The organism is Nonomuraea sp. NPDC049607, from assembly GCF_040675375.1.
GTDB lineage: Bacteria > Actinomycetota > Actinomycetes > Streptosporangiales > Streptosporangiaceae > Nonomuraea.
In genome coordinates this window covers 275,231-300,794 of sequence record NZ_JBFAOV010000003.1, presented here as the reverse complement: position 1 = coordinate 300,794, position 25,564 = coordinate 275,231, and the positions used below count along the sequence as shown (strand labels likewise).

The following is a 25,564-nucleotide window of genomic DNA, read 5'->3' as shown; positions in this document are numbered from 1 at the left end:
TTTTCATGGTCAGGTCCGATTTCCGCCGGTCGGCACCCACGGCGCGCGCATAGTCTCGGAGGCATGTCACCCCTAGAGCTCGACTTCGACTCCTGTTACCGGGCGGTCTCCGCCAGGGACTCCCGGTTCGACGGGCGCTTCTACACCGCGGTGACGACGACACGCATTTACTGCCGGCCGATCTGCCCGGCGCGTACCCCCTCCTCCAGGAACGTGCGCTTCTACCGGCACGCGGCCTCGGCGGAGGCGGCCGGGTTCCGGCCGTGCAAGCGCTGCCGGCCCGAGCTGTCGCCCGGCGACCCCGGCTGGGACCTGCGCGGCGACCTCGTCGGCCGGGCCCTGCGGCTGATCGACGACGGCGCCGCCGACGAGCGGGGCGTGGCGGGGCTGGCCCGGCGGCTGCACATCACCGAACGCCACCTGCACCGGCTGTTCGTGGCCGAGCTGGGCGTCGGGCCGCTGGCCGTGGCCCGGACGAAGCGGCTCCTGCTGGCCAAGCAGCTTCTGACGGAGACCGGGCTGCCGGTCACCGAGGTGGCGTTCGCGGCCGGGTTCGGAAGCGTGCGGCAGTTCAACGCCACGATGCGGGAGACGTACGGCTTCACGCCCAGCGAGCTGCGCGCCACCGCCGGACGTCCGGCCGCGCCGCCCGAGCCCGAGGTCGCCGGGCCGGTGACGCTGAGGTTGCGGCTGCACCGGCGCGAGCCGTACGACGTGGCGGGCGTGTTCGGGTTCCTGACCTCGCGGGCCATCCCCGGCCTTGAGGTCGCGGGCCCGGCGTCGTACTCCAGGGTCGTGCCGGGCGGGACGATCAGCCTCACCCCCCGTCCCGACCACATCGCCCTCGACGTGGCCGTGGCCGACACCCGGCAGCTCGCCCGCGTCGTCGCCCGCTGCCGCCGCCTGCTCGACCTGGACGCCGACCCCGACGCCATCGCCGAGGCGCTCGGCCAGACCTCGCTGGCCCCGCTCGTCCGGGCGCGGCCGGGGCTGCGGGTGCCGGGCACGTTCGACGGGTTCGAGCTGGCCGTACGCGCGGTGGTCGGCCAGCAGATCTCGGTGGCCGGAGCGCGTACGCTGCTCGGCCGCATCGTCGCCAGGACCGGCGGCCCCCTCTTCCCCACCGCGGCCGAACTGCGCGAGGCCGACCTGACGGGCCTCGGCCTGACCAACCGCAGGATCGCGACCCTTTCCGACCTGGCGGGCCGGGTCGCCGACGGCGACATCGACCTCGACGGCGGCCAGGACCCGGCCGAGGCCGTGGCCGAGTTGCTGAAGGTTCCCGGCATCGGCCCGTGGACCGCCAGCTACATCGCCCTGCGCGCCCTGCGCGACCCCGACGCCTGGCCCACGGGCGACCTCGTGCTGAACAAGCGCATGGCCGCCCTGGGCATCCCGCACGACCACATCGAACGGTGGCGGCCCTGGCGGGCCTACGCCGCCCTGCACCTCTGGAGCTCCTCATGATCACCGCTCAGGTCCTGCCGACGCCGATCGGCTCGCTGTCGCTGCTCACCCGCGAGGGCGTCCTCGTCGCGGGCGGCTTCACGGCCGACCCGGCGGAGATGTTCGTCCGCCTCACCCCCGCCCTGCAGGCGGAGGGCCTGGACGTGGTGGACGACCTCGGCGCCCCCGCCGAAGCCGTCCGGGCCTACTTCGACGGCGACCTCGACGCCCTGGACGCCGTCCCGGTCTCCCAGCCCGGCTCCCCCACCCGCAAGCGCCTGCACGAGGCGTTGCGCGAGGTCCGCGCGGGGACGACGGTCTCGTACGCCGAACTGGCCCAGGCCGCCGGCCTTCCGCGCACCGCCGCCCGCGCCGCCGGCTCCGCCTGCGCCCAGAACCTGATCGCCCCGTTCGTCCCCTGCCACCGCGTCCTCCCCAGCACGGGCGGCTACGGCGGGTACTACTACGGCGTCCCGGTGAAGGAGTGGCTCCTCGCCCACGAAAGCGGACAAAAGCACAACTGAGAGTAATCGCTCGACAGCGTTCGGTAATGTGTTCGCATGTCGCCGACCCTGGAACATGAGTTCCTCCTCGAACTCGTCCGGCAACGCCCCTCTCTGGTCGCCACCCTGCTGGCCGAGGCGGGCGTGCCGATCCCCCCATTCGACGAGGCCCGGCTGGAAAGCTCGGACTTCACCGCCTGCCAGCCGACCGAGTTCCGCGCCGACGCGGTCGTCGTCCTCGCCAACGGGAAGCCGCTGGCGGGGATCGTCGTGGAGGTGCAGCGGAGATACCGGAAGGAGAAGACCTGGTCCTGGCCCGTCTACCTGGCCACGCTGCGCGCCCGCATCAAGGGCCCGTGCATGCTGCTGGTCTTCTGCCCGGATCCCGCGGAGGCGCTCAAGTGCGAGCAGGCCATCGAGATGGGGCACCCCGGCTGGATACTCAACCCGATCGTGATCGGGCCCGACCGGATCCCCAAGGTCACCGACCTCCTCCAGGCCATCGCCGAACCGGAGCTCGCCACGCTCTCGGCCATCGTGCACGGCCGCTCGGGCGAGGAGGGCCTCAAGATCCTGCAAACCTTCTTCGACTCTGTCGAGCATCTGCCCAAAGAGCGGGAAATCTACAGTGACCTCGTGCTATCGATGCTGCCCGAGGTCGTCGTCAACAACTTCCTGGAGTTCACTATGGCTATGGGAACACGCGAGCCTAAGAGCAAGTGGGTCCGCCAGTGGGTCGCCGAGAGCAAGGCCGAAGGCGTGGCCGAAGGCGAGGCCCTCGGCGAAGCCCGAGGTGAAGCCCGAGGTGAAGCCCGAGGCGAAGCCAAGGCGATCCTGCGGATCCTGGAGGCACGAGGCATCACGGTGCCGGAGGAAGCGGCCGAGCGGATCGGTCAGTGCACCGACCTCGACGTTCTCGAATCCTGGATCGACAGGGCTCTCACCGTCGAGGCCGCCGAGGAGCTGTTCGACCCGAGCTGAGGCGCGTCGCCCGGTGGCCCCGATGCCGTAGGGCTGGAGGCATAGAATGCTTCTCATACGACGTTAGTAGGCGTAGGCATTATTTGTGCACGCCGACTATCTGTCGGACGCTCGTATGAGGAGGAGGGTGTCACATGCCTCTAGCCGACGACGCCGTGGAGGCGCGCGCCCAGGGGTGGCGTACCCTCGCCGCGCTGCACGCGAAGATCGAGGACAGGCTGGAGAAGGCGCTGCAGAAGGAGCACGGCCTGAGCGTGAGCGAGTACACCGTGCTCGACGTGCTCGCCCGCCAGGACGGCTGGCACATGCGCATGCAGCAGCTCGCCCGTGCCGTCGTCCTCAGCCAGAGCGCCACGACGCGGCTGGTCACCCGCCTGGAGAAGCGCGGCCTGCTCAAGCGCTACCTGTGCGAGGACGACCGGCGCGGCATCTACTCCGAGGTCACCCCCGGCGGCCGCGACCTGCTGACCCGGGCCGGCCCGACGCACGACACGGTGCTGAAGGAGGTGCTGGCCGAGGCGGCCGAGCAGCCCGAGCTGGCCCCACTGGCCGCGGTGATCGCCTAGGGCTTCACGTTGCTCTGGATCTCGCCGACCGGCACGTCCCGGGTCGCGCCCACCTCGACGGGCGCGAACTGGAACGGCACGGCGTCACCGGTCGTCTCCACCGGCCACGACGTGGTCACGGTGAGCCGGTACGCCTCGCGCGGCTGGTCGATCGAGGCCCGCAGGTAACGTACGCCGCAGGTGAAGGAGGCTCCCTTGGCGTACGCGCGTCCGGCGGCCCCGCAGCCCTCCTCGTGCACCTCGGCCCGGTCCTTCGTGGTGCCCGGGTCGATCTTGATGCTCTTCAGCGTGGCCACGACGGTGACGCTCATGACGCCCGGGATCTCCGCGGTCACCGACCTGCGCCGCTCGCCGAGGCCCTCCACCCAGACCCAGGTGGGCAGGTTGACGAAGCTCTTGGCGTCGGGGCTCAGCTTGATCGTGGGCTCGGGCACGGTCAGGGACGCCCTGGCGATCTCGGCCAGCTCCCGGATCGTGATCCCGGCGGGCGGCGTCGTGCCCGGCGGCACGAACACGAACGGGTCGAGCGCCGCGAAGCAGACCTGGCCCTTCGGGTCGGAGGCGTCGTAGGCCGGGCCCCACCAGCGACCGTCCTTGCCGACCTTGTCCTTGAACTGTTTGAGGAACTCCTGGAACTTCTCCTCGGACGCGTCCTTGGTGTACCGGAACCAGTAGTCGCGCACGGACTCCTGCGACTTCAGCATCTCGGCCCCGGTCATGCCGGGCTCGTACCAGCAGGGGCGTTTGAGAACGTATCCGTCGGTGTTGCCGCCCTTGGCGCCGTTGCCGGAGACGACGATCCGGGAGTTGCGCAGCTCGATCCCTCTGGTCCTGCCGTGCTCGATGGGGCTGCCGGCCGTGTCACCCGGGTCGCCCGGGGCGTCGAGGTGCCCCAGCAGCATCAGGGCCGCGGTGGCCAGCGAGATCACGCGGTTCATCGCGCGCATCCTTCCTGGTCGTAGAAGAGTTCCCGGATCCGCCACACGCCGTCGTCGCCGCGGTGCGCGAGGGCCCTCTGCAGGTAGGGGGCGCGCATGATGGAGGGCTGGGGTGAGACGGCCTCGCCGCTGCTCGCGCTGACCACGCGTACCTTCGACTCATCCACGCAGGTGTCGACCTGCGCGCCCTTGTCCAGGACCTTCGTGACGCGCAGGTCGTACAGCCGGGCGACGCCCTTCACTCTTCTGTCCTCCTCGGTGTACCGGCGTACTCCGTCATACGCCTGGCGCACCGCCTGGAGTTCGAGATCCAGATCCTTCAGGTATCGATCGCTTCCCGAGACCATCACCTTGCGGGAGGCGAGGTACCAGTCGGTGATGACGGTCATGAGCGGATCGCGCCGGTCCGGCCAGTCGATGTCCACCCGCAACTTCCCGCCGCCGACCTCGATCGTCTCGACCCCGGGCGCGCCCGCGGAGGGTCGCGCCGAGCCCTCCGTCGCGGTCGCGGGCGCCGGGGCGCTCCCCGCCGTGCCCGGCTGCGGCGTGTACGGCCGCGCCGCCTGCCCGCACCCCGCCACGACCAGGACGAGCGCGATCACCGACATACGTCTCATGCGGACGACTCCCTCACCACGTGGATGCGCCACGAGGGCAGCAGTTCCTCGATCAACGCCTCGGTCTCCGGGGCCATCCCGCCGCCGTACGGGTGGGAGGCGGCCCTGCGGGTCAGGACCTCGACCACGGCCCGCATGCGGACGGCGTCGCCGGTGGCGTGCGTGGCCCGCAGCAGGTCGCGCCAGAGCCCCTCGTCGTCGGTCGCCAGCAGCAACGCCGCGCGTACGGCCGCCACCGCCGCGTCCGGCTCGTCCTGGGCCAGCCGCAGCTCGCACAGCCGGTGGGCCGCGTCGGCCACGCCGGCCGCCACGTCGTACTCCAGGTCGTCGGCCGCCAGCCAGGCGTACCGGCCGGACGGGCGATTGGCCAGGAGCGGGCCGCGTACCAGGCCGAGCGCCTTCTCCAGCAGGACGGTCCGGGCCGTCGCGTCGTGCTGGGAACGGCGGACCAGCTCGCGGAACAGGATCCAGTCCGTACGGACCTCCGGACCGAGCCTGAGCCGTCCGGCCTCGTCGACGTGCAGGTGCTCGGGGCCGAGCCAGTCGGCGACGCGGGCGATCGTGGCGTCCCTGACCATGGTCTGCACGCCGCGCGGCCACAGCACGCCGCCGAGCACGACGGGATGCACGCCGCCGGGATGCGTGGCCAGGTAGACCAGCAGCTCGGTGGCCAGCGCCATGCGGCCCTCTTCGAGCGGCGCGAGCCCCACGATCTGGACGGGCCCGAGCATCTTGATCTCGACGGCGGGCGGGTGCAGGCCCTCCAGCGGCTCCGCCTCGGGATACGCCTCGCCGTCGAGCCGTCCGGCGGTGTGGAAGAGGTCGACCAGCGCCTTGTAGTGGCGGCGCGGCAGGAGCTGGGCCTCGACCTCGAAGCCCAGCTCGGCGATGCGCGCCTTGCCGTCGTCGCCGATCTCCAGCGTCCAGGTGGCGTGCGGGACGTCGCCGGCCAGGACGTACCCGGCGGTGTCCCGGCGGGCCAGCAGCGCCAGGCGGCGGGCCTCCTCGTGCGTGGGGGCCACGGCCGACAGCAGGTAGTGGGCGTCGCGCGGGCTGCCGGAGACGCGTCCGGTGAGCACCTCCCTGCGCGGCGCGGCGGTCGCCTCCAGCTCGGGCAGCACCTCGGCCAGGCTGCCGACGGCCCTGATCCGGTCGGGGGCGATCGCGGTCAGCTCCTCGCCGAACCCGACGAGCGTGATGCGCATACGGTCGGACCAGCGGTTGGTGGCCAGCTCGACGGCGAGCGCGGCCAGCGCCGCGGTGGTCTGCGGGCCGCGTACGTTGATCAGGCCCTGCGCGGCCTCCAGGTCGATCAGCACCCGGCCGCCCGTGTCCGTGCCGATCGAGACCAGCCCCGGGTACGGCGCGCCGACCGCCTGCTCCTCCAGCAGGCGGCCTTCGTGGGCGGGCAGGCGCCACACCTGGCCGCCGTCCTCGGCCGTCCACGGCTCGGGCGGGTCGTCGTCCGGCGGGTGGATCCACAGGTCGAGCGTGCGCGGGGACAGGTGGGCGCCGTAGACGGTGGGCGGGGTGCGGTGCTGGGCGGCCAGCTCGGCGCCGAGCAGCCGCAGCCCGATGTCGAGGATGCGCGCGCCGGGCGCGTCGCCGCCCAGCCTGAGCGCGACCTCGGCCTGGGCGGCGTCGTCGCGCGGCCGGACGATCCTGCGCCCGAACACCCTGCGCCACAACTGCTCCCGCCGCCTCCTGGCCAGCAGGGCCAGCAGCCCGGCGGCGGCCAGCGACGCCCCGGCCAGGTAGTCGATCAGGTCGAGGCTCTGGGCCTCCCTGATGGTGATCTCGGGCTGGTCCTGCCGGACGTCGGGCTTGCGGTGCCTGGCCTGGTCCTTCTCGGTCTTGTCGGCCTTGTCGGCGGTCTTCTTCCCGACGTCGTGCCGGGCGTCGGGCTGGGCGCGCGTGTGGGCCACGCCGGGGTGCTCGCGCAGCGTCTGCTCGCGGGACTGGCCGGCGGGGACGATGTGGGCGTTCCTGGCGTCGTCCGGCATGTCGAGCACCCAGCCGGGCCGGATCAGGTCGGCCATGCGCAGGCGGGTGCCGTCCGGTTGCTCCTTGGCCTGATTGAGTCGGTAAATTTCGGGATATCGGCGGCCGTCTCCCAGGCATTTCTCCGCGATCTCCCACAGGCTCTCGTGGTGACGCCCGTGCGGGGGCTGCACCACGTACACCTTCTTGGTCTTGTGGGTGTCCAGCGTCCGCTCGACGATCGGCGCGGAGTAGGCGACCGCGGTCACCGGCGGCGCGGCGGGCGGGGCGGCCATCCGCGCGATGGGCGCGATCATCGCCCCGGCGGTGAACAGCAGCAGCACCGCGCCGACGAGCTTGTTGGCCAGCGCCTGCGTGCCGCCTGACAGCGGTACGCGGGCGGGCATCCCGACTCTCCGGACACCGGCGTACACCTCGACCAGCACGCACACGAAGAGCTGGAACCAGGCCAGCCAGACCAGCAGCACCAGCACGGCCTGGATCGTGCTCGGCCCGACCTCGGCGGTGAAGAACCGCAGGTCGAGCATCTCGGCCGTGACCGGCGGCCCGGCGAACATGAGCAGCGCGTACGGCACCCCGCCCACCAGCGCCACCAGCGCCACCAGCGCCGCGAGCCCGGCGACCACGTCGCCGAACGTCCGCCTGGCCGGGACGCGCGCAGGCGGCCGCCTGGGCTGGTGCCGCCCCGGGGGACGCGTCGGCTCTCGCGTCGGCTCTCGCGTCGGCATCGCCGCTCCCTTCTTCCGTCCAGCGTCCTGCCTCGTGCGTTGCCCCGGCCACCGAGTGGCGGGAATCGGTCTACCTGGCTTCAGGGGCGGCCGTGGCCTCGCCGTTCATCTCCGAACCCGGGAACCCGAGGGCCCCGAGGAAGAACGCCTCCCACCGCACCGAGACGCTGACCGTCACCCGCTCCTGCTCGACCGAGCAGGAGCCGCGCGCCACGCCGTCGCCGCCCTGGGCCGCGACGATCTCGTCGGCCCTGGCGCAGACCTGGCCCTCGTCCAGCAGGGTGACCTGCCCGTCGGTGCGCAGCCGGTCGACGTCGATCTGGTCCGCGCCCGCCCGCGCGGCCTGCTCGGCGACGTCGGCGGCGCGCAGCCGGGCGTTGATCGCCGCGCCGCCGTCGACCAGCAGCCCGGCCAGGAGGAACACCACGACGGAGAAGAGCACGGTGAACACCGACATGGACCCCCGCTCCCCCTCCTTCACGGCTCCCGCCTGACGAGCTGCTCAAGGGGCACCACGGCGGTGCCCGTCAACCGCTTGGTGCCGCCGAACCCCAGGAACCCGAGGTCGAGTTCGCAGGCCACCTCCGCCTGCACCTGACCGCCCGCCTCCCAGGTGGACCCGTCCAGGTTCACGGTGGTGCCGCCGCACTTGCCCTCCAGCGCGCTCTTCGCGGTGCTCTCCGCCGCGGCGCCCGCGTCGTCGAAGCCGCGCTGCACGGACGCGGCGCGCGCGGCGTCCCTGGCCGCCCCGTTGACCCGCCCCTGCGTCTCCACCAGCACCCCCGCCCCGACCAGGAACATGAGGAACAGCAGGAAGACGGGGGCGAGCATCACCGTCTCCACGGCCATCGAACCGCGCTCGCCCGGCTTCATCGGCAGTCATCACCGCCGTTGTCGGGACGGAAGCACTCGATCGGCCCGCCCGCGGTCGCCGTGATCGTGAACGTGAGCGGCGGCAGCAGCGGCACGACCTGCACGGCGCTGGCCGTCACCGTGACGAAGCGCTGGTCGGGGTCCTGCTCGGAGGTGGTGGCCGCGGCGTTCTCCAGCAGACGCGGGCCGACGGCCTTGACGATGTCGGTGGCCTTCGCCGTGGCCGCGCCCTGCCAGTCGCCCGAGTCGAACGGCGCCGACCGGGCCACCCGCGCGCCTTCCCTGGCCGCCGCCTCGGCGATCTCACGACCGTGGAACCAGAGCGCGACCTGCACGACGAGGAGCGCGACCGCGAGGACGACCGGCATCAGCAGCGCCAGCTCGATCACGGTCGCGCCCCGCTCACGAGTTTCCGCCACCACCGCCGCCGCCGAACGTGCCCTCGATCTCGCTGGACTTCTGCTCGACCAGGGTCTTGATCAGCGTGGCCAGCCCGAGCGCGACGCCCGCGATGATGGCCGTGATGATCACCCACTCGACGGCGGAGGCGCCCCTGCTGGGCGCGGTGCGGGCACGCTGGATCCGCACCCCGAGGTAGGCGGTGAGATAGACGATCCAGGGATGGTTCATCAGGCCCCCAACATCTTCATTGCGGCGGGAAAACTGAGGAAGATCACGAAACCGGCGCACAGGAGGAGCTGGGCCACGAGCATCGACTGCGAACGTTCGCCCGCCCGTCCCTCGATCTCGGCCAGTTCGCGCCGGCGCAGGGTGGCGGCCCTGGCGGTGAGCGAGGCGCGTACCTTGGCGCCGTCGTCGGCCACCAGGCCGAGCGCGGCCGACAGGTCGCGCAGCTCGTCGACGTTGATCTCCTCGCCGAGCTGGCCGAGCGCCTGCCACGGGGTGATGCCGACGATCCGGGCGCCGCCCAGCGCGTCGCGGATGCGGCCCATCGCCCAGTTGGGCTGCTCGCCGCTGACCGAGACGGCCATCATCAGCGCCTCGGGCACGCCGCGCCCGCCCGCCAGGTTCATCGAGACCAGGTCGAGGAAGGCGCCCACGACGTGCCGGAAGTCGCGTCGCATGGCCGCGGCCTCCTTGCGGATCTGCAGGTCGGGCAGGAAGAAGAAGAGCAGCGCCACGAGCACGGCCGACCAGAACGGGACCGTGAACGACACGCCCCACCCCATGAGCGCCAGCCAGCCGAGCAGGATCGGGAAGGCCAGCAGGCCGCTCGCGGCGAGCAGCACCTTGGTGGCCAGGAACGCCTCGAACGAGCGCCCGAGCAGGGCCAGGTCGGACTTGACCGAGCGGGCCTCCCAGCCGCGGGCGCCGTAGAGACGGGCCAGGCGGGCGCCGAGACCGCGGCGGAAGGCGCTGACCTCCTCCTCGGGCAGCAGGAGCTGGATGCGCGGGGCGTCGGCGTCCTCGCGCACGGCGTCGAGCGCCAGCAGCCGCGCCACCAGCCCGGGACGGGCCGGGAACAGCGCGCGCAGCAGTACGAACAGGCCGAGGCCGAGCACCGCTCCGGCCAGCACGCCCTCAACCATGGCCGCCTCCTCCCATGAGCAGCCGGGTCGGCTTGTCGAACCTGGCCAGCCGCCGCATCCACGCGAAGCCGGCGCCGAACAGGCCGCCGACGACCACGAGCACGGCCTGGCCGAGGGTGGAGCCGTACTCGCTGACGTAGGCGGGGTTGAACAGGATGAGCAGCCCGGCGAAGACCAGCGCGGTGATCACCACGATCTGCACGCTGCGCCTGGTCGAGCGGCGTTCGGCCTCGACGCGGCGGCGCATGTCGAGCTCTTCGCGGGCCGAGACGGCGAGCGCGCCGAGCACGTCGCGCAGGCCGGGGCCGCGCAGCCGGGAGTTGAGGATGAGCGCGGCGATCACCAGGTCGGCCGAGGGGTCGTCGAGCTCGTCGGCGAAGCGGGACAGCGCCTCCGGCAGCGCCATCCTGGTGTGCAGGCGGTCGACCATGGCCCGTAGGTGGGGCCGGAGCGACGGCGCGGCGGCCCTGATGGAGGACGGGATCGCCTGCTCCAGCCCGGCCGCCCCGGCGATGGTGTCGCGCAGCGACTCGGTCCAGGCGGCCAGCCCCTCCAGGCGGCGCATGGCGGCGCGTTCCTCGGCCGCGCCGCCGGACAGCCCGCGCCAGGCGAACACGAGCAGCACCGCGCCCACCGCCAGGACCGGCCAGCCCGTGATCACCAGGACCAGGCCGGCGGCCACCACGGCGACGGCGGTGCGGGTGGTGAGCATCTTGACGAGCGGACGTTTCGGCTGGGACGGGCGGCGGCGCAGGCCGTACAGGGCCAGGAAGAACAGGAAGAGGCCGCCGCCGGCGGCCGCTCCGGCCAGCATCGCGAACGGGTCGAGGTCGAAGGCCATCCTCACCAGCCTCCCGGGTTGTAGCCGTGGGCGATGAGCTCCTCCAGGCACGAGACCGGCGCGTGCGGCACGGCCGTGCCGTCGGGGCCCGGCACGAACACCTCGCTCGACAGCACGCGGCCGTCGCAGCCGTTGACCTCTCGGATGCTGGAGACGTAGCGGCGCAGGGTGCCGCCGACGTGGTAGTCGTTGCGCTTCTCGATGAAGACGACGAAGTCGATCGCGCCCGCGATGAGCATGTGGGTGGCGTCGATGGGGAGGCGCTCGCCGGCCTGGAGGGCGTAGGTGGCGATGCGGTTGAAGACCTCCATGCTGGAGTTGGCATGGATCGTCGACAGCGAGCCGTCGTTGCCCTGGGTCATCGCGTTGAGCATGGTGACGATCTCGTCGCCCAGCACCTCGCCGACGATGACGCGGCTGGGGTTCATCCGCAGCGAGCGCCTGACCAGCTCGGCCATGGAGATCTCGCCCTGGCCCTCGGAGTTGGGCAGGCGCTGCTCGAAGGCGACCACGTTGGGGTGGAGCTCGGAGAACTGGTCGAGGCCCAGCTCCAGGGCGCGTTCGACGGTGATCAGGCGCTCGGTGGCCGGGATCTCGTTGGCCAGCGCCCGCAGCAGGGTGGTCTTGCCGGCGTTGGTGGACCCGGCGATCATGAGGTTCTTGCGGGCGGCGACGGCCGCCGTCAGGAACCTCCCGATCTCCGGGCTGATCGTGCCGTTGCCGGTCAGGTCGGACAGGAAGACCTTGCCGAGGCGGGACCGGCGGATCGACACGGCCGGGCGCACGGTGACGTCCATCACCGCGCTCAGCCGGGAGCCGTCGGGCAGCCGCAGGTCGAGCTGGGGATTGGCGGTGTCGAACGGCCTGCTGGACAGCCCTGAGTACGCCGCCAGGATCTGGATCAGCTCGACCAGCTCGTCGTCGGACTCGGCGACCGGGTCGTGCATGATCTCCTGGCCGTCGGCGTAGCTGACGAACACGCGGTCGCAGCCGTTGATGTCGATGTTCTCGACCTCGGGGTCGTCGAGCAGCGGCTGGAGGCGGCCGACGCCGAACAGCGCGGCGTGGATGCCGGCCGCCAGGCCCTCCTCCTCCTCGATGGTGGGCGGCGTGCGGCCGAGGCCGATCTCGTTGCGCGCGTGCTCCTCCAGCACCTGCGAGATCAGCGCCCTGGCGAACTGCCGCTCGTCCTCGCCGGACATCGGCGGGACGCCGCTCGCCTGGTCGATCCGGCGCTGGTGGGCCAGCCGGTCGCCGACCTCCTGGCGGAAGCGTTTGACGAGCGTGTGGTCGATCATCGGTGGCTCACCAGCCTCGCGGCCAGGTCGCGGGCCGTACGGATCAGCAGGGACCGGTCGAGCCGGCCGCCCCACTGGCCGCGCAGCAGCTCCGCGCCCTTGGGATCGTGGGCCAGCCCGTGGACGAACTGGACGATGGGGCCGACGATCCTGCGCACGTCCTCGATGGAGGCCCGGTAGTTGCGCGGGTCGGCGATCACGACGACGCCGTGCGCCTTGGTGATCTGGAGACGTTCGCGCAGGTGGGCGACGTGGTCGAGGGTGGCTCTGGTGAGCAGGAGCACCTGCTCGGCCTCGGCCAGGAGGTCGGCGATCTGGGGGTGGGAGCCCAGCCGGCCGCAGTCGGCGATCACGTCGGCGTCGGGGATGGCGGCCAGCGACCTGCCCAGCGGGCCCCAGAGCCAGGTGAGCCCGGCCGCCTGCTCGCCGTGCGTCAGCCCGGCCAGCACGTCGAGCCCGCCGATGATCTTCTGCGTGTGCTGGTGGATCTGGGCGGGTTCGAGGCCCCTGCGGGCGGTCGCGCCGAGTGTGAGCAGGCCCTTGCCCGGGTTGAGCACGCCGCCGTCGGCGGCCGGCAGCCGGTAGGCGAGGTCGCCTCCGGCCGGGTCGCACTCGGCCAGCAGCACGGGCCGCGGCCACACCGCCGCGAGGGCCGTGGCCGCGGTGGTCACGCCGGGCGCGCCCTTGTCGGCGGCCAGAACGATCAGCGCCACGTCAGCGCGCTCCCGGAAGCTCGGCCACCGCGATCTCTCCGCTGGAGGCGTAGGCGAGTATTTGTGGCGAGTCGGACGAATCAACGATCACGGTGATCTGCCCGGAATTACCGCCGGTTCTGCTCTTGTCGCCCGTGCTGAACACGAGCGCGCTCTCGGCGAGCACGCGGCTTTGCCCCTGAGCCGTACGGTTCGGCACGTACACCACCTGGACGCGGTCGCCCTGTTCAATTCCGGCGGGCATTTGGCCGGGTTTGAGGGCGAGGCCGACGGTGGCCTTCCCCGGGCCGAGCTCGTCGCTGGCCTTGCTGCCCATCCGGTTGGTCAGCAGGGTGCCCGGCAGGATCGTGACCGCCGCGAAGCTCTTGGTCACTTCGCCCCGACGGGACCAGGGGACGTAGTCGACACCCGTGTCCGAGGCGATCTTCACCTCTTCGAGCATGCCGTCCACGAACTTCTGGCCTGCGCCGACCTGCTGGGTGATCCTGATGGCGGAGACGCGGTCGCCGCTGCGCAGGACGAGCAGCGTGGTGGCCAGCGCGCCGCCGAGAATGAGCAGGACGGCCAGCGCAGCGAGGGCCGGCTTGCGTTCGCGTGGGGGCACGGGGAGCTTACGCGAGGCCGGGCCGGACAACCCCGCCGCCGCGTTGTCGGCGACAGGTTTTTCACTGGTCCTCATGGGTGGGGGGCTCCCATTGTGAAATGCGGAATTCACGCCCATTATGTGGGGCGCCCGGGTGAGGCGTGGGCGGAATGCGAGGACCCATGCTTGTTTCGCAGGTGGCGTGATGTCAACCCGGAACAATCGATGCCTATTGTCTCTACCAAGTTGACGAATACCGATTTATCGGCATGGTAGTCACAATTTTATCTTCGGTCACGCTGGTCACAGATTTATCAGAAATGTTCCGGACTGAGCCCGCGAGTTATCCACAGGAACGCGTTCTCATGCCGTTGGCGTCAACCGGGACGCCTACTCTCGCTTCTGGCGCTACCTTGGCGCCCGAGGTCGAGCGAGGAGACGGCACATGCGGATCATGCTCACCGTGCTCGGCGAGCAGGGCGACCGTGACGTGGTGATCGACGGCGACGACGGTGCCACGGTGGCCGGGGTGACCGAGGCGCTGAGCGGGCGCACGTCCATGGCGAAGGTCGTCCACCTGCCGAGGACACGCGCGCCCTACGGCCTGTCGCCCGAGGCCGAGGCTGAGGCCAAGGTGCGGGGCCGGGGCCGGGTCGAGGCGCGCATCCCCCGTCCGCGCGTCCCCGACCGGCTCGACGCCCCCGCCGGCGTGCCCGGTGACTCCGGCGCCCTGCTCTGGCGCGACGGGCGTCCCCTTGATCCGCGTGCCGTGGCGGCGGCCGTCCTGCGCGACGGTGACAAGGTCACGCTCGACCCGCGCCTGGCCCGCGCCACCGTCGTCGAGGAGCCCGGCGGGGTGGCCGAGGTCCGCGTGATCGGCGGCCCGGCGGCGGGCACTGTCCACCGCCTGGGGCTGGGCGTGCACGTCATCGGGTCCGACGCGACGTGCGCGATGGCGGTCGCCGACCCCCTCCTGGCCGCCGAGGCCGTCGCCGTGCGCGTGACGCCCGACGCGATCACCGTCGAGCGGGCGTCCAGACAGGGCCCCGGGCAGAGCTCCAGGCTCAAGCTCAAGGGGCGGTGGGCCGAGGAGGTCGCCGAGCTGACCGCGCGGGTCGCCGAGCGGGAGGCGGCCGAGCTCGCCGCCGAACAGGGCGAGACTCCCGAGCTCGACGGCAGGGCGCTCACCGAGCCCGCCGAGTGGCCCGACCAGGCGGTCCTGACCTGCGGATCGTCGGTGTTCGTGCTGACCTCGATCGAGCCGAAGGACGCCCACCTCGCCCCCAGGAGCGAGGGCGGCCTCGCCTACAACCGGCCGCCCAGGCTGCGCCGTCCGGAGCCCGCGCGCAAGTTCGTCAAGCCCAAGGAGCCGACCAGGGCCGAGGGCATGCGGCTGCAGTTGCTGGCCGCCCTCCTGCCCGCCGTGCTCGGCGTGACGCTGGCCTTCGCCCTGCGCGCCCCCTACTACCTGCTCGTCGCCCTGATGACGCCGATCATCATGATCGGCCAGTGGGTCAGCGACCGCCGCCACGGCAGGAAGAAGCACAAGCAGGCGCTCAAGGAGTTCGGCGAACGGGTCCGGGCCTACGACGAGGAGGTCGAGCAGGCCAGGGTCGCCGACGAGGCCGCGCGCCGGTCCGACGCGCCCGACCCGGCCCAGGTCCTGCTCACCGCCACCGGGCCGCGCAGGCGGCTGTGGGAGCGCAGGATCCACGACGCCGACTCGTTGCGGCTGCGCGTCGGCCTCGCCGACCTGCCCGCCAACCTCGACCTGTCGGAGGAGCAGGGCGGCCCCATCGACCCGCCGCTCTGCCGGGCCGTGCCGGTCGCGCTGGCCATGCGCCGGCTCGGCGTCGCGGGCGTCACCGGCCCCCGTGAGGCCGCGACCAGCCTGGCCGGCTGGCTGATCGCCCAGGCCGCCACCCTGCACAGCCCGCGCGACCTGGCCATCGTGGTCGTGTCCGCGCGCGCCGACGGCGAACGCCGCTGGGGCTGGACACGCTGGCTGCCGCACTGCGCCCCGCGTTCCGGCGACGACTGCGTGGCCCTGGTCGGCACCGACCCGGAGTCGGCCGCCCGCCGCGTCGCCGAGCTGGCCGCGCTCATCGACGAACGCCAGAACACCGCCATCCCCGAGTTCGGCAAGATCCCCACAGGCTGGGACGATCTGGGCGGTCCCGAGAAGCCCAGCTTCTCCTCCTACGACGTGCGTCCCCATGACGTGCTGGTGATCCTCGACGGCGCCCAGATCCTGCGCGGCCTGCCCAACATGCCCCAGGTCCTGCGGCAGGGCCCCCGTACCGGGGTGTTCACCCTGGCCATCGACGACGACCAGCGGCTGCTGCCCGAGGAGTGCCAGACGGTGGCGGCGTGCGGCTCCGACGGCCTCGTCCGCCTGCTCGGCGGAGGTCTCGACGTGATCGGGCCGGTGCTGGGCGACCTGGTCTCGTCCGCCTGGTGCGACCGGCTGGCCAGGGCCCTGTCCCCGATCCGCGACGTGAGCAGGGACGATCCGGCGGGCAACCTGCCCGGAGCCGTCCGCCTGCTCGACCTGATGGGCATGCCCGAGCCCGCCGGCAAGGAACTGGCGAGCCGGTGGCGGGCCCACGGCACGACCCAGGCGCTGATCGGCGTCGGCCCCGACGGCCCGTTCTCGGTCGACCTCAAGTTCGACGGCCCCCACGGGCTGATCGCCGGCACCACCGGCGCGGGCAAGTCCGAGCTGCTGCAGACCCTGATCTGCTCGCTGGCGGTGGCCAACCGGCCCGACCAGCTCACGTTCGTGCTGATCGACTACAAGGGCGGGGCCGCCTTCAAGGAGTGCGTACGCCTGCCGCACACGGTCGGCATGGTCAGCGACCTCGACGGGCACCTGACCCAGCGGGCTCTCGACTCGCTGGCGGCCGAGATCCGGCGCAGGGAGCACCTGCTGCTGGCGGCGGGCGCGAAGGACATCGACGACTACGCCGGCGAGGCGCCCCTGCCGCGCCTGGTGCTGATCATCGACGAGTTCGCCGCGCTGGTGGCCGAGCTGCCCGACTTCGTGGCCGGCCTGGTGGACATCGCGCGGCGCGGCCGTTCGCTGGGCATCCACCTGATCCTGGCCACCCAGCGGCCGGCCGGCGTGGTCACGGCCGACATCCAGGCCAACACGTCGCTGCGGATCGCGCTGCGGGTGACCGAGCCGGCCGAGTCCACCGACGTCATCGACCTTCCCGACGCGGCCGCGATCTCCAAGTCCACCCCTGGGCGGTGTTACGTGCGGTCGGGGGCGGGGGCGGCGATCGCCGTCCAGACGGCCCGGGTCGGCGGGCGCAGCCCCGCCCGCACGCCGTCCGCCGGTGGCCCGGCCCGGCGCGTGCGCGTGCTGGAGGTCGACTGGCGTTCGCTCGGCAGGGCCCTGCCGCCGCCTCCGGAGCCGGAGGAGGAGGCGGCGGGCACCGACCTCGGGCTGGTGGCCGACGCGCTCATCGAGGCCGCCCGGTTGGCGGGCGTCCCGGCCCAGCCGAGCCCGTGGCTGGACCCTCTGCCCACCCAGCTGGTCCTCGACCTGCCCCCCACCGGCCCGCCGCCGCTCGGCGAGCCCATGTCACCGGAAGGCGCGGCCGAGGGGTTCTCCGAGGTGGGGGCGTTGGCGTTCGGGGTGACCGATCGTCCGTGGCGGCAGGATCGGTGCCCGCTGGCGCTCGACCTGGCCAACGGAGGCCATCTGCTGATCGCGGGCGCCCCCCGCAGCGGCCGTTCGACGGCGTTGCGCACGATCGCGGGCGCGATCGCGGCCCGCACGTCGCCCGCCGACGTGCACGTCCATGCCATCGACTGTGGCTCGGGCGCGCTGCTGCCCGTCATGGCGATGCCTCACTGCGGGGCCGTCGTCACCCGCGACCAGATCGAACGGGTCGAGCGCCTGCTCGGCCGCCTGCGCGCCGAGGTGGGCCGCCGCCAGCAGCTCCTGGCCGAGGCGGGCCACGCCTCGCTGGCCGAATACCGCCAGGCCGGGCACCGCCTGCCCTGGCTGGTGCTCATGCTGGACCGCTGGGAGGGCTTCGTCGCCGCGTTCGAGAGCTACGACTACGGGCGTCTGATCGAAGCCCTGCTCCAGCTCCTGCGCGAGGGCCCGGCGGTGGGGTTGCGGGCGGTGGTCACCAGCGACCGGTCGGGCCTGCTCGGCCAGGTCTCGACGGTCTTCGACGACCGCCTTCTCCTGCGTCTGGCCGACCCGTCCGACTACGGCCTGGCCGGTTTCCCGCTCAAGGGCCTGCCCGCGTCCATGCCTCCGGGACGCGCCCTGTCGCTGGGCGAGCACGGCATCACCGAACACCACATCGCCCTCCTGTCCGCCGATCCCGCGGGCCCGGCCCAGGTCGCCGCCCTCCAGGCCCTGGCCCGCTCCGCGAGCCCGCAGTCCGCGGGGCTCGACGGCCGAGGCCGGGAGGGCGAGCGGCCGCTGCGCGTCGACGCGCTCCCGATGCGGATCACCGCCTCCCAGACGATGGACCTCGATCCCGCGTTCACGCCGCCGTCACCGCTGTGGGCGCTGGTCGGCGCGGGTGGGGACGCGCTCACCCCGCTCGGTTTCGACCTGCTGGCCCACGGACCGGGCGCGGTGGTCGCGGGGCCGTCGCGTTCGGGGCGGTCGTCCGTGCTGGTGACGGCCGCGCGGTCGCTCGTCGCCGCGGGCACGCCGGTCATCGCCGTCGCGCCCAGGCGGAGCCCGCTGCGCGAGCTGGCGGACGCCGTGGCCGTGCTCGACGGGAACGCCACGAACCTGCCCGAACTGGTCGCAGACCTGAGCCAGTACGTCGTGGTGGTGGACGACGCCGAGCTGGTCAACCCGGACTCACCGCTGGGAACCGCCTTGGAGGAGGTGCTGCGCTCCGGCCGGGACGGCGATCACGGCCTGCTGATCGCCGGTGCCACCGGGGATCTGGCGGTCGTCTACCGCGGGTTCGTGGCCGAGACGCGCAAGTCCCGTACGGGGGTGCTCCTGTCGGTCCAGGGCCCGACCGACGGCGACCTGTTCGGCATCCGGCTGCCTCGCGGGGCCGGCGGCGGTCCTCCGGGGCGCGGCCTCCTGGTCACCACCGGCAACGTCACCCCTGTCCAGACGGCCCTCCCCGACACCCCCTGACCACTGCCCACTTCCGGGCCGCGCCGGGGGTCAGTCCTCGTCCGCCGGGAGGGTGTACATGCGGACGTACAGCGGGCGGGCGTCGGGTGGGGCTTCGTCCGCCGGGTGGCTGTATTTCAGGAGCAGGGCCACGTAGGCGTCGTGGAACTCCCTCAGCTCGTCCTTGGTCATGCGGGCGAGCCCTCGGGAGCCCTTGACCCAGTCGGGGTCGGCCTGGAAGGCGGCGGGGAGGCGGTCCAGCAGGGCGCGGTCCTCCTCCAGCCCGATCCGGTGGAACTCGATCAGGACGGCCTGCTCCTCCGGCCCGAGTTCGCCCGGATCGGGGAGGCGGATGTCCCTGGGGAGCTGGGCGCGGCGCCACCAGCGTTCGCGGCCGGAGGAGCGTTCGGGGATCTCCTCGATGAAGCCGTACTTCTCCAGTTGGCGCAGGTGGTAGCTGGTGGTGCCGGTCTTCGCGCCGAGCAGTTCGCCGAGGGTGGTGGAGGTGGCGGGGCCGTGGATGTTCAGGTGGGTCAGCATGCGGCGGCGCATGGGATGGGCCAGTGCCTTGAGCCGGTCGGGGTCGTGGAGCACCAGGGGCTCGTCATCCTTCATGAGGAGCAGGCTAGTCCTTGAGAACGATATCTGCAGACACCTCTTTGCCGAGAACTCTCTGCAGACTAACGTCGGCGGCATGCGGAGAATTCTCACGGCCACCGTCGCCGTCTTCCTCAGTGCCGTCGCCGGTGTCCTGTTATGGCTGAACACGCCCGGACTGGCTCGGGCCGCCGCCGTTGACCTCGTCCCCAAGGCCGGGACGACCGTCGCCGGGCGGACCGTGGGAGCCGGATCGGTCCTGGTCGATCGTGCGGGGCCGGCGGTGCCCGGCGACCTGACGGTCCACGACGTGACCTTTCGCGGCAGCGGCGGGCTGGAGCTGCGCGGCAGCGTGATCAGCCCGTCCGGCAGCGGCGCGACGTCCCCGGCCCAGGGCACGGGCGGGCAGGCGGGTCAGAGCGGCAACGGCACGGGCGGGCGGGCCGGGGTCGTGCTCGTGCATGGCGCGGGGACGGGCACGCCCCGCGAGAAGCTGCTGGGCGAGGCCGTCGCCTTCGCCCGGCAGGGCCTGTCGGTGCTGGTCTACGACAAGCGCTCGGAGGGGTACTCGCTGTTCCAGCGGTCGTACGCGCAGCTCGCCGAGGACGCGCTCGGCGCGGTCGCGACCCTGCGGAAGGAGCCGGGGGTCGATCCCGGCAAGGTCGGCATCTGGGGGCTCAGCGAAGGCGGGTGGGTCGCGCCGCTGGCCGCCTCGAAGTCCAAGGAGATCGCGTTCGTGGTGGTGGTCGGGGCCAACGCGCTGCAGCCGTTGCGGCAGCAGACGTGGGCCGTGGCGGCCGGGTTGCGCAAGGCGGGGGTCGCCGGGTCGCTCGTCGATCAGGCCGAGCCGAAGCTGTACCGGGCGATCGCGGACGGCGGCATGTTCCCGGAGCCCTACTACGACTCCGAGGCGGTCCTGGCCCGGCTGCGGCAGCCGGTGCTGGCGATCTGGGGGGTGCACGACCTGCTGACCCCGCCCCGGGAGACGCCGCCCGTGTTCCGCGCGGCGTTGGAGAAGGGGGGCAACAGGCGGTACACGTTCCGGTTCTTCGAGGGGGCCGATCACGCGGCGCACCTGACCCCGGACGGCGGCGTCACGCGGTCGCCCGAGCTCGCTCCCGGCTACGCCGAGCTGGTGGGGAGCTGGGTGGCGAAGGCGGTCTCGGGGCGGGCTCCGGTCGCGGAGGTGTCGGGGCCGGCGCCCGTCCAGGCGAGCGACTCCGTCGGGGTGCCGCCTCCCGCGTGGTGGGAGTCGGCCTTCACGCAGTCGGTGGCGCTGGCGCTGTTCCTCGTGGGGTTCGCCGGGTATCCGCTGGTCGCCGTGGTCCGCAGGATCCGGAGGCGCGGCGGCGACCCGGCGCACGGCACACCTGGGCAGAGACGCGGCGTGGGGTACGGCGCACCTGGGAGGGGTCTGGGGGCGGCTCGGGTGGTCAGTGCCGGTGGGCCGGCGGTGGCGCTCGGCGGGTTCGCGTACCTGTTCTACCTGATCTCGACCGGCGGGAAACTGGCCGCGCCGGGGCCGATGATCCTCGGCAGGCCGCTCCTCTGGCTGGTGCTCCAGGCCCTGGCGGTGGCCACCGTCGTGGCGACGGCGCTCGCCGCGCGCAGGTGGCGGCAGGAGCGCGCGACCGGCGAGCGGGTACGCCTGGGCCTGCTCGTCGCGGCGGGCGTGGCCTTCGTTCCGTGGGCGTTCTATTGGGGTTTGCTGCTTCCGTAGGGGTTCATGACACAAGAGCGTTCTATGCTGATCCCTGCGATACGGGAGAGGTGAGATGCAGACCCGGAAGGACCTCTACCAGGCTCATCGGCTGATGCAGCAGCGCCTGGGCATGGCGTTGCTGCAGGCTGAGCCCGATGTGCCGGAGACGCCCATGCGGCGGCACAACGTGGCGATGTTCTGCGGCGTGCTCGTCGGCGTGCTCATCGCGGCGGTGTTCGGGATCTGGGGGCTGCTCAAGCCGGGCGGGGCGACGAACCTGACCGAGGCGGGGCAGCTCCTGGTCGAGGAGGAGACAGGCGCCACCTACGTCTACAGCCAGGAGCAGGCGCGGCTGCTGCCGACCGCCAACTACGTCTCGGCGCTGCTGCTGCTCGACGCGACCGACTTCAAGGTGCGCAACGTCTCCGCCGCCTCGCTGGCGACGCTGCCACGCGGGCCGCTGGTGGGCATCGCGGGGGCGCCGGACAGCCTTCCGGCCCGCGAGAAGCTGATCAAGGGCCCGTGGTCGGCCTGCGTGACCGAGCCGACCCAGGCGGGGGTGCGGGGACCGTACGTCACGCTGGTGGGCGGCCAGGACGTCGGCGGCACACCCGTGGGCGGCGACGCGCTGGTCGTCACGGACGGCCAGCAGGGCTGGGTGATCTGGAACGACCACCGTATGAAGGTGTCCGACACCGGCGTGCGCGCGCTCAACGCGCATCCCAGAAAAGTGCCCTCGACCTGGATCAACGCCATTCCCCCCGGCCCCGACCTCATGCCGCCGGGGATCACCGGCCTGGGCCGGCGCGCCGTCGCCCCCGCAGGCGGGAAGGGCGCGGTCGGTCAGGTCTACACCGTGAAGGGCATGGGCGGGGCCCCCGACCGCTGGTACGTGCTGCTCGCCGACGGGCTCGCCCCCGTCAACCTCACCCAGGCCACGCTGCTGCTCGCCGACCCCAGGACCAAGACCGCGTACGGCAGGCGCGCCGCCGTCCCGATCGAGATCGACGCGGCCACCGCGAACGGCAGGACCTCCCGCCAGAACCTCACGGTCGGCGGCCTGCCGACGAGCCTGCCGAAGACGGTCACCTCCGCCGCGGCGCTGTGCGCGGTGTACGCCGACACCCAGAACGGCTCGGCGCAGGCGAAGATCACGGTCGGCGCGACGATGGCCATCCCCGTGCCCACCGCCCGGGGCGACCAGGAGCACTTCGACCAGGTGCTGCTGCCCGCCGGAGGGGCCGCGCTGGGCGGCCTGCTGCCGGGTGACGGCCAGAAGGCGTTCGTGCAGACCTACTTCCTGCTCACCGACCAGGGCAGGAAGTTCCCGCTGCAGTCCGGGGACCAGATCAACAAGCTGGGGTACGGCGCCGAGGACGTCGCGCCGGTCCCCTACAACCTCGTCCACCTGATCCCGGAGGGCCCGGCGCTCGACCCGACGGCGGCGCGCTCGCCGGTACAGGTGACGGCCCAGTAAGCACAGCCCGGCCCGGCGGCGCGCACAGGCGGCCGGGCACCCCGGCCGGGCGCCCGGCGGCGCATGGGCCGCCGGGCGGGATGAGCAGGGGCTAGATGAGGCCGCCGCCCAGGTTCATGCTCGGCATTCCGCCGTTCTTCCGCTGAAGAGTGCCGACACTGTCGCTCCCCCTGTCGACGTACTCCAGGTCGCTGGGGGCGAAGTCGGCCTTGGGACGGCCCTTGTCGATGGACTGGGTCATCATGGCGCACATGCCGTTCACGGTGGCCAGGATGCCGGCGAGCATCGCGGCGGACTTGACGTTCTTGCCGACGACGCCTCTGAGGATCTGGCCGAGCGCGATCAGCATGCCGTTGATCTGCCCCCGCAGCACCACCGCGGCGAAGACGGGGACGATGAAGGTCATCCATTTCGCCACGGCGAGGGCCGTCGTGATGGTGGCCGCCAGGCAGGCGACGTAGACGGCGTAGTGGTAGAGGGTGCCGATCGTGTCCATGCCGCCGGAGACGCTCTTGAAGTAGGTCGACGACGCCTCCACCTGCTTGGCGAAGGCGTGCGCGGAGTCCTTGAACACCTCCCAGGCCGGCCCCGTCCAGTACTCCTTGGTGGCGATCTCCTCGGAGAGCTTGGCGACGTCCCTGGCCACGGCCTCGAAGTCCATCGAGGCCCAGTCCTTGGCCGCCTTCATCAGGGTTTCGGGGTGCGAGACGAGGGAGATGACCAACATCGCGACGTTCCTGGCCACCGGATACTCGAAGAGCACCGCCGCGTTCGCGCTCGTCACACCGGCCGCGGCGAGGATGAGATAACGATCCGCTTCGTATGCCATGTCGTTCCCCTTCTCACTCGCCGAGGACCGGCGGTGCGATGTCCATGTCGTCGAGCCAGTCGTTCTCGTCGCCGCGTACGTACTCCGCCTTGTCCCGATCGCGGTTCTGCTCGTTGCCGGCCGCGCCGCCCGACATGGGCATGAAGGGCATGCCCGACATGCCGCCCGCGCCAGCGCCGCGCAGGCCGCCCGCGCCGGCGCCTGCCCCCGCCGTGGTCCCGCCGCCCGCGGAGCCGCTTCCGTAGCCGCCGGACGTGGGGTAGTCGGTCGGGATACCGGTCATGTTGCCGGTGCTGGGGATGGCGGAGTTCAAACCGGTGGGGTCGAACCCGGACAGCTTGGTCGCCGAGGGGTCCGGGACGGTGTTCTTGAGGTCCGGGACGCCGGTGTTGTGGTTGAGCTGGTCCTCGATGGACGGCGTCTTGGGGAGGTTCGCGTTCACCGCGTTGGGGTCGGGCAGGTTGGAGTTGGGCAGGTTGGAGTTCGGGAGGTTCTGGTCGGGCAGCTTGTCGTCCGGCAGCTTCTGGTCAGGGAGCTTCTGGTCGGGGAACTTGTCGTCCGGCAGCTTCTGGTCGGGGAACTTCTGGTCGGGCAGCTTGTTGTCCGGCAACTTGTCGTCCGGAAGCTTGTTGTCCGGCATTTCCATCTTCGGCATACCGCCACCGCCACCCAGATTGGTGTCGATGGGGCCGGGACCGCCCGGACCGCCGGGGCCGCCGGGACCGTCGTCGCCGATCTCGTTGATCAGGCCGTCGTTGTCCTTGTCGGCCTTCTCGTAGTTCTTCTCGAGCTTCTCCAGCGCGGTCTTGTAGTCCTTCAGGACGGTCCTCGCCATGGCGACCGTGCCGCTCGCGCCATCCTTGATCTGCTCGTGGGCGTACGAGAGGCCGAGGCCGACAATGCCGAACCCGGGGGATTCGATGGTGATCCCCTTCGTGTTCGTCTCGATCTTGCCCATGTTGGGTTCCTGGTCGGCGATGTCGCTGCCCAGCTTGCTGATCTTCTTGTCGGTGAACCGGATCGTGACGCCGCCGCCGAGGGCACTCGCCGAGGATTGCCCCAGGTTAGGGGCGGAGTTCTCCCCTGCGCCCATCTGACCCTCCCTGTCCGAAAACTGCGTTTTGCACAGTCCTGGCTACGATATCGACAAATATCGACTTTTAGCGTGAACACTTTGCGAATGATCTAGACTCGCCGTCGATCAGGATGGCAGCCTTTCCCATATGCGGATCAAGACCCTGATTGTGGGCGTGTGCGGCATCGCCGCGCTGCCCTTCGCCGGCACGAGCGCCGCCAGCGCCAGCGCTGCCGTCGTCCACCAGCTTCCTTTCCCGTGCGGTGAGACCTGGACCGGCGACAGCAACGACAGCAGCGCGCACACCGCCGGCTACGAGATCGACTTCAACGGCAGGTACAACGACGGAAACGCCGACCTCGGCCGTACCGTGGTGGCCTCGGCGGCCGGCAAGGTGATCATGTCGGAGTACCGGACCACCGACGGCTTCGGCAACGTGGTCAAGATCCGGCACGCCGACGGCAGCGTCTCGTTGTACGCCCACATGAAGTCGCGGGCGGTCTCCGCGGGCGCGAACGTCGCCCAGGGCCAGCAGATCGGCCAGGTCGGCAACACCTCGGCCAAGTACAAGGGCATCATCGCCCACCTGCACTACGAGCAGCGCACGTCGTCCGGCTCGATCGTGGCGGCCAAGTTCAACGGCTCCACCTTCGGCTACAGCCACCAGACGCTGACGTCGAAGAACTGCGGCGGCGGCGGCACGCCCGCCCCCGGCAACCCGGGCAAGCCCACCGGCGGCGGCAGCGGCAACCCGTACTCGGCCGAGCAGGTCTGCGGCGCCGGCTTCAAGCAGATCGACTCCGCGCCGCTCGGCAGCCAGGGGCGCGTCGTGCTGCTGTACTCGGCCTCCACCGGCCAGAACTGCGTCACCACGCTGCGCAACAGCGGCTCCGGCAAGGCGGCCGTGCGGGCCTACCTGGAGGTCAAGGGCAAGGCCCGGACCACCGACGCGGGCAGCTACCAGTACTACGCCGGTCCGGTCCGGGCCAAGGCGTCGCGTACCTGCGTCAAGTGGGGCGGCGCGGTCGGTTCGGCCGCGTACGACAGCCCCTTCGAGCACTGCGGCTGACGCGACCGCACGTCCGTGATCGGGGTGGCGCCTCCGGGCGCCACCCCGATCAGCGCGGGCGGCCCGG

23 protein-coding genes are annotated in these 25,564 nt (G+C 72.0%); 8 read left to right on the top strand and 15 right to left on the bottom strand.

The annotated features are described in order from the left end of the window. Positions 1-63 precede the first annotated feature (63 nt). From AB0J97_RS08730 to AB0J97_RS08715, 4 genes are all read left to right on the top strand, one after another. Positions 64-1,467 carry a DNA-3-methyladenine glycosylase 2 family protein gene (locus AB0J97_RS08730; protein ID WP_364086292.1) on the top strand — a complete coding sequence of 468 codons (1,404 nt, stop codon included), beginning with the start codon at positions 64-66 and terminating at the stop codon, positions 1,465-1,467. Continuing rightward, a complete protein-coding gene (locus AB0J97_RS08725) occupies positions 1,464-1,970 on the top strand; it encodes a methylated-DNA--[protein]-cysteine S-methyltransferase (protein WP_364086289.1) in 507 nt (168 codons plus the stop codon). The genes AB0J97_RS08730 and AB0J97_RS08725 overlap by 4 nt, the downstream gene beginning before the upstream one ends. A 36-nt stretch (positions 1,971-2,006) precedes the next feature. Further along, positions 2,007-2,930 (top strand): hypothetical protein, encoded by a 924-nt coding sequence (locus AB0J97_RS08720; protein WP_364086287.1) that lies wholly within the window; start codon positions 2,007-2,009, stop codon positions 2,928-2,930. A gap of 134 nt (positions 2,931-3,064) precedes the next feature. After that, entirely contained in the window at positions 3,065-3,496 is a 432-nt protein-coding gene (locus tag AB0J97_RS08715) for a MarR family transcriptional regulator (RefSeq protein ID WP_364086285.1), read from the top strand. Here the strand turns inward: AB0J97_RS08715 and AB0J97_RS08710 are convergent. From AB0J97_RS08710 to AB0J97_RS08655, 12 genes are all read right to left on the bottom strand, one after another. Then, positions 3,493-4,434 (bottom strand): hypothetical protein, encoded by a 942-nt coding sequence (locus tag AB0J97_RS08710; protein WP_357702563.1) that lies wholly within the window; start codon positions 4,432-4,434, stop codon positions 3,493-3,495. The genes AB0J97_RS08715 and AB0J97_RS08710 overlap by 4 nt on opposite strands. After that, complete coding sequence (locus AB0J97_RS08705) at positions 4,431-5,051, bottom strand: hypothetical protein (RefSeq protein WP_364086280.1); 621 nt, start codon at positions 5,049-5,051, stop codon at positions 4,431-4,433. Before AB0J97_RS08705 ends, AB0J97_RS08710 begins: the two co-directional genes overlap by 4 nt. Continuing rightward, positions 5,048-7,780, bottom strand: a complete 2,733-nt coding sequence (locus AB0J97_RS08700) for a hypothetical protein (RefSeq protein ID WP_364086277.1) — start codon at positions 7,778-7,780, stop codon at positions 5,048-5,050. The genes AB0J97_RS08705 and AB0J97_RS08700 overlap by 4 nt, the downstream gene beginning before the upstream one ends. Before the next feature lie 70 nt (positions 7,781-7,850). Then, on the bottom strand, positions 7,851-8,237 hold the full coding sequence (locus AB0J97_RS08695; RefSeq protein ID WP_364086275.1) for a pilus assembly protein TadG-related protein: 387 nt from the start codon (positions 8,235-8,237) through the stop codon (positions 7,851-7,853). Between the two features lie 20 nt (positions 8,238-8,257). Continuing rightward, positions 8,258-8,653 (bottom strand): TadE family protein, encoded by a 396-nt coding sequence (locus AB0J97_RS08690; RefSeq protein WP_364086273.1) that lies wholly within the window; start codon positions 8,651-8,653, stop codon positions 8,258-8,260. Further along, entirely contained in the window at positions 8,650-9,072 is a 423-nt protein-coding gene (locus tag AB0J97_RS08685) for a TadE/TadG family type IV pilus assembly protein (RefSeq protein WP_364086271.1), read from the bottom strand. Before AB0J97_RS08685 ends, AB0J97_RS08690 begins: the two co-directional genes overlap by 4 nt. Then, positions 9,056-9,283: a hypothetical protein gene (locus tag AB0J97_RS08680; RefSeq protein ID WP_364086269.1), complete on the bottom strand. Its 228-nt coding sequence runs from the start codon at positions 9,281-9,283 to the stop codon at positions 9,056-9,058. The genes AB0J97_RS08685 and AB0J97_RS08680 overlap by 17 nt, the downstream gene beginning before the upstream one ends. Next, positions 9,283-10,203, bottom strand: coding sequence for a type II secretion system protein (locus AB0J97_RS08675; protein WP_357702549.1), 921 nt, complete (start codon positions 10,201-10,203; stop codon positions 9,283-9,285). Before AB0J97_RS08675 ends, AB0J97_RS08680 begins: the two co-directional genes overlap by 1 nt. Then, positions 10,196-11,044, bottom strand: a complete 849-nt coding sequence (locus tag AB0J97_RS08670; protein ID WP_357702547.1) for a type II secretion system F family protein — start codon at positions 11,042-11,044, stop codon at positions 10,196-10,198. Before AB0J97_RS08670 ends, AB0J97_RS08675 begins: the two co-directional genes overlap by 8 nt. A 2-nt stretch (positions 11,045-11,046) precedes the next feature. After that, positions 11,047-12,342 (bottom strand): ATPase, T2SS/T4P/T4SS family, encoded by a 1,296-nt coding sequence (locus AB0J97_RS08665; RefSeq protein WP_364086266.1) that lies wholly within the window; start codon positions 12,340-12,342, stop codon positions 11,047-11,049. Further along, positions 12,339-13,055 (bottom strand): hypothetical protein, encoded by a 717-nt coding sequence (locus AB0J97_RS08660; RefSeq protein WP_352361875.1) that lies wholly within the window; start codon positions 13,053-13,055, stop codon positions 12,339-12,341. Before AB0J97_RS08660 ends, AB0J97_RS08665 begins: the two co-directional genes overlap by 4 nt. A 1-nt stretch (position 13,056) precedes the next feature. Continuing rightward, complete coding sequence (locus tag AB0J97_RS08655; protein WP_364086264.1) at positions 13,057-13,734, bottom strand: hypothetical protein; 678 nt, start codon at positions 13,732-13,734, stop codon at positions 13,057-13,059. A 349-nt stretch (positions 13,735-14,083) separates the two neighbouring features. On the opposite strand from AB0J97_RS08655, the gene AB0J97_RS08650 reads away from it, so the two are divergent. Continuing rightward, the gene (locus AB0J97_RS08650; protein ID WP_364086262.1) at positions 14,084-18,769 is read left to right on the top strand and encodes an FtsK/SpoIIIE domain-containing protein; all 4,686 of its coding nucleotides are present in this window, start codon (positions 14,084-14,086) and stop codon (positions 18,767-18,769) included. Positions 18,770-18,799: 30 nt separating this feature from the next. On the opposite strand, the gene AB0J97_RS08645 is transcribed toward AB0J97_RS08650, so the two are convergent. Continuing rightward, positions 18,800-19,363 carry a helix-turn-helix domain-containing protein gene (locus AB0J97_RS08645; protein ID WP_357702537.1) on the bottom strand — a complete coding sequence of 188 codons (564 nt, stop codon included), beginning with the start codon at positions 19,361-19,363 and terminating at the stop codon, positions 18,800-18,802. Positions 19,364-19,442: 79 nt separating this feature from the next. Here AB0J97_RS08645 and AB0J97_RS08640 point away from each other — a divergent pair, with 79 nt between their 5' ends. Together AB0J97_RS08640 and eccB are read left to right on the top strand one after the other, a co-directional pair. Continuing rightward, positions 19,443-21,065, top strand: coding sequence for a prolyl oligopeptidase family serine peptidase (locus AB0J97_RS08640; RefSeq protein WP_364086259.1), 1,623 nt, complete (start codon positions 19,443-19,445; stop codon positions 21,063-21,065). A 55-nt stretch (positions 21,066-21,120) separates the two neighbouring features. Then, on the top strand, positions 21,121-22,524 hold the full coding sequence (gene eccB / locus AB0J97_RS08635) for a type VII secretion protein EccB (protein WP_364086257.1): 1,404 nt from the start codon (positions 21,121-21,123) through the stop codon (positions 22,522-22,524). A 91-nt stretch (positions 22,525-22,615) separates the two neighbouring features. Here the strand turns inward: eccB and AB0J97_RS08630 are convergent, their stop codons facing one another. Then, positions 22,616-23,353 (bottom strand): hypothetical protein, encoded by a 738-nt coding sequence (locus tag AB0J97_RS08630; protein WP_357702531.1) that lies wholly within the window; start codon positions 23,351-23,353, stop codon positions 22,616-22,618. Positions 23,354-23,366: 13 nt separating this feature from the next. Further along, complete coding sequence (locus AB0J97_RS08625) at positions 23,367-24,446, bottom strand: hypothetical protein (protein WP_364086254.1); 1,080 nt, start codon at positions 24,444-24,446, stop codon at positions 23,367-23,369. 130 nt (positions 24,447-24,576) lie between these two features. Here AB0J97_RS08625 and AB0J97_RS08620 point away from each other — a divergent pair, with 130 nt between their 5' ends. Next, a complete protein-coding gene (locus AB0J97_RS08620) occupies positions 24,577-25,497 on the top strand; it encodes a M23 family metallopeptidase (RefSeq protein ID WP_364086252.1) in 921 nt (306 codons plus the stop codon). Positions 25,498-25,564 lie beyond the last annotated feature (67 nt).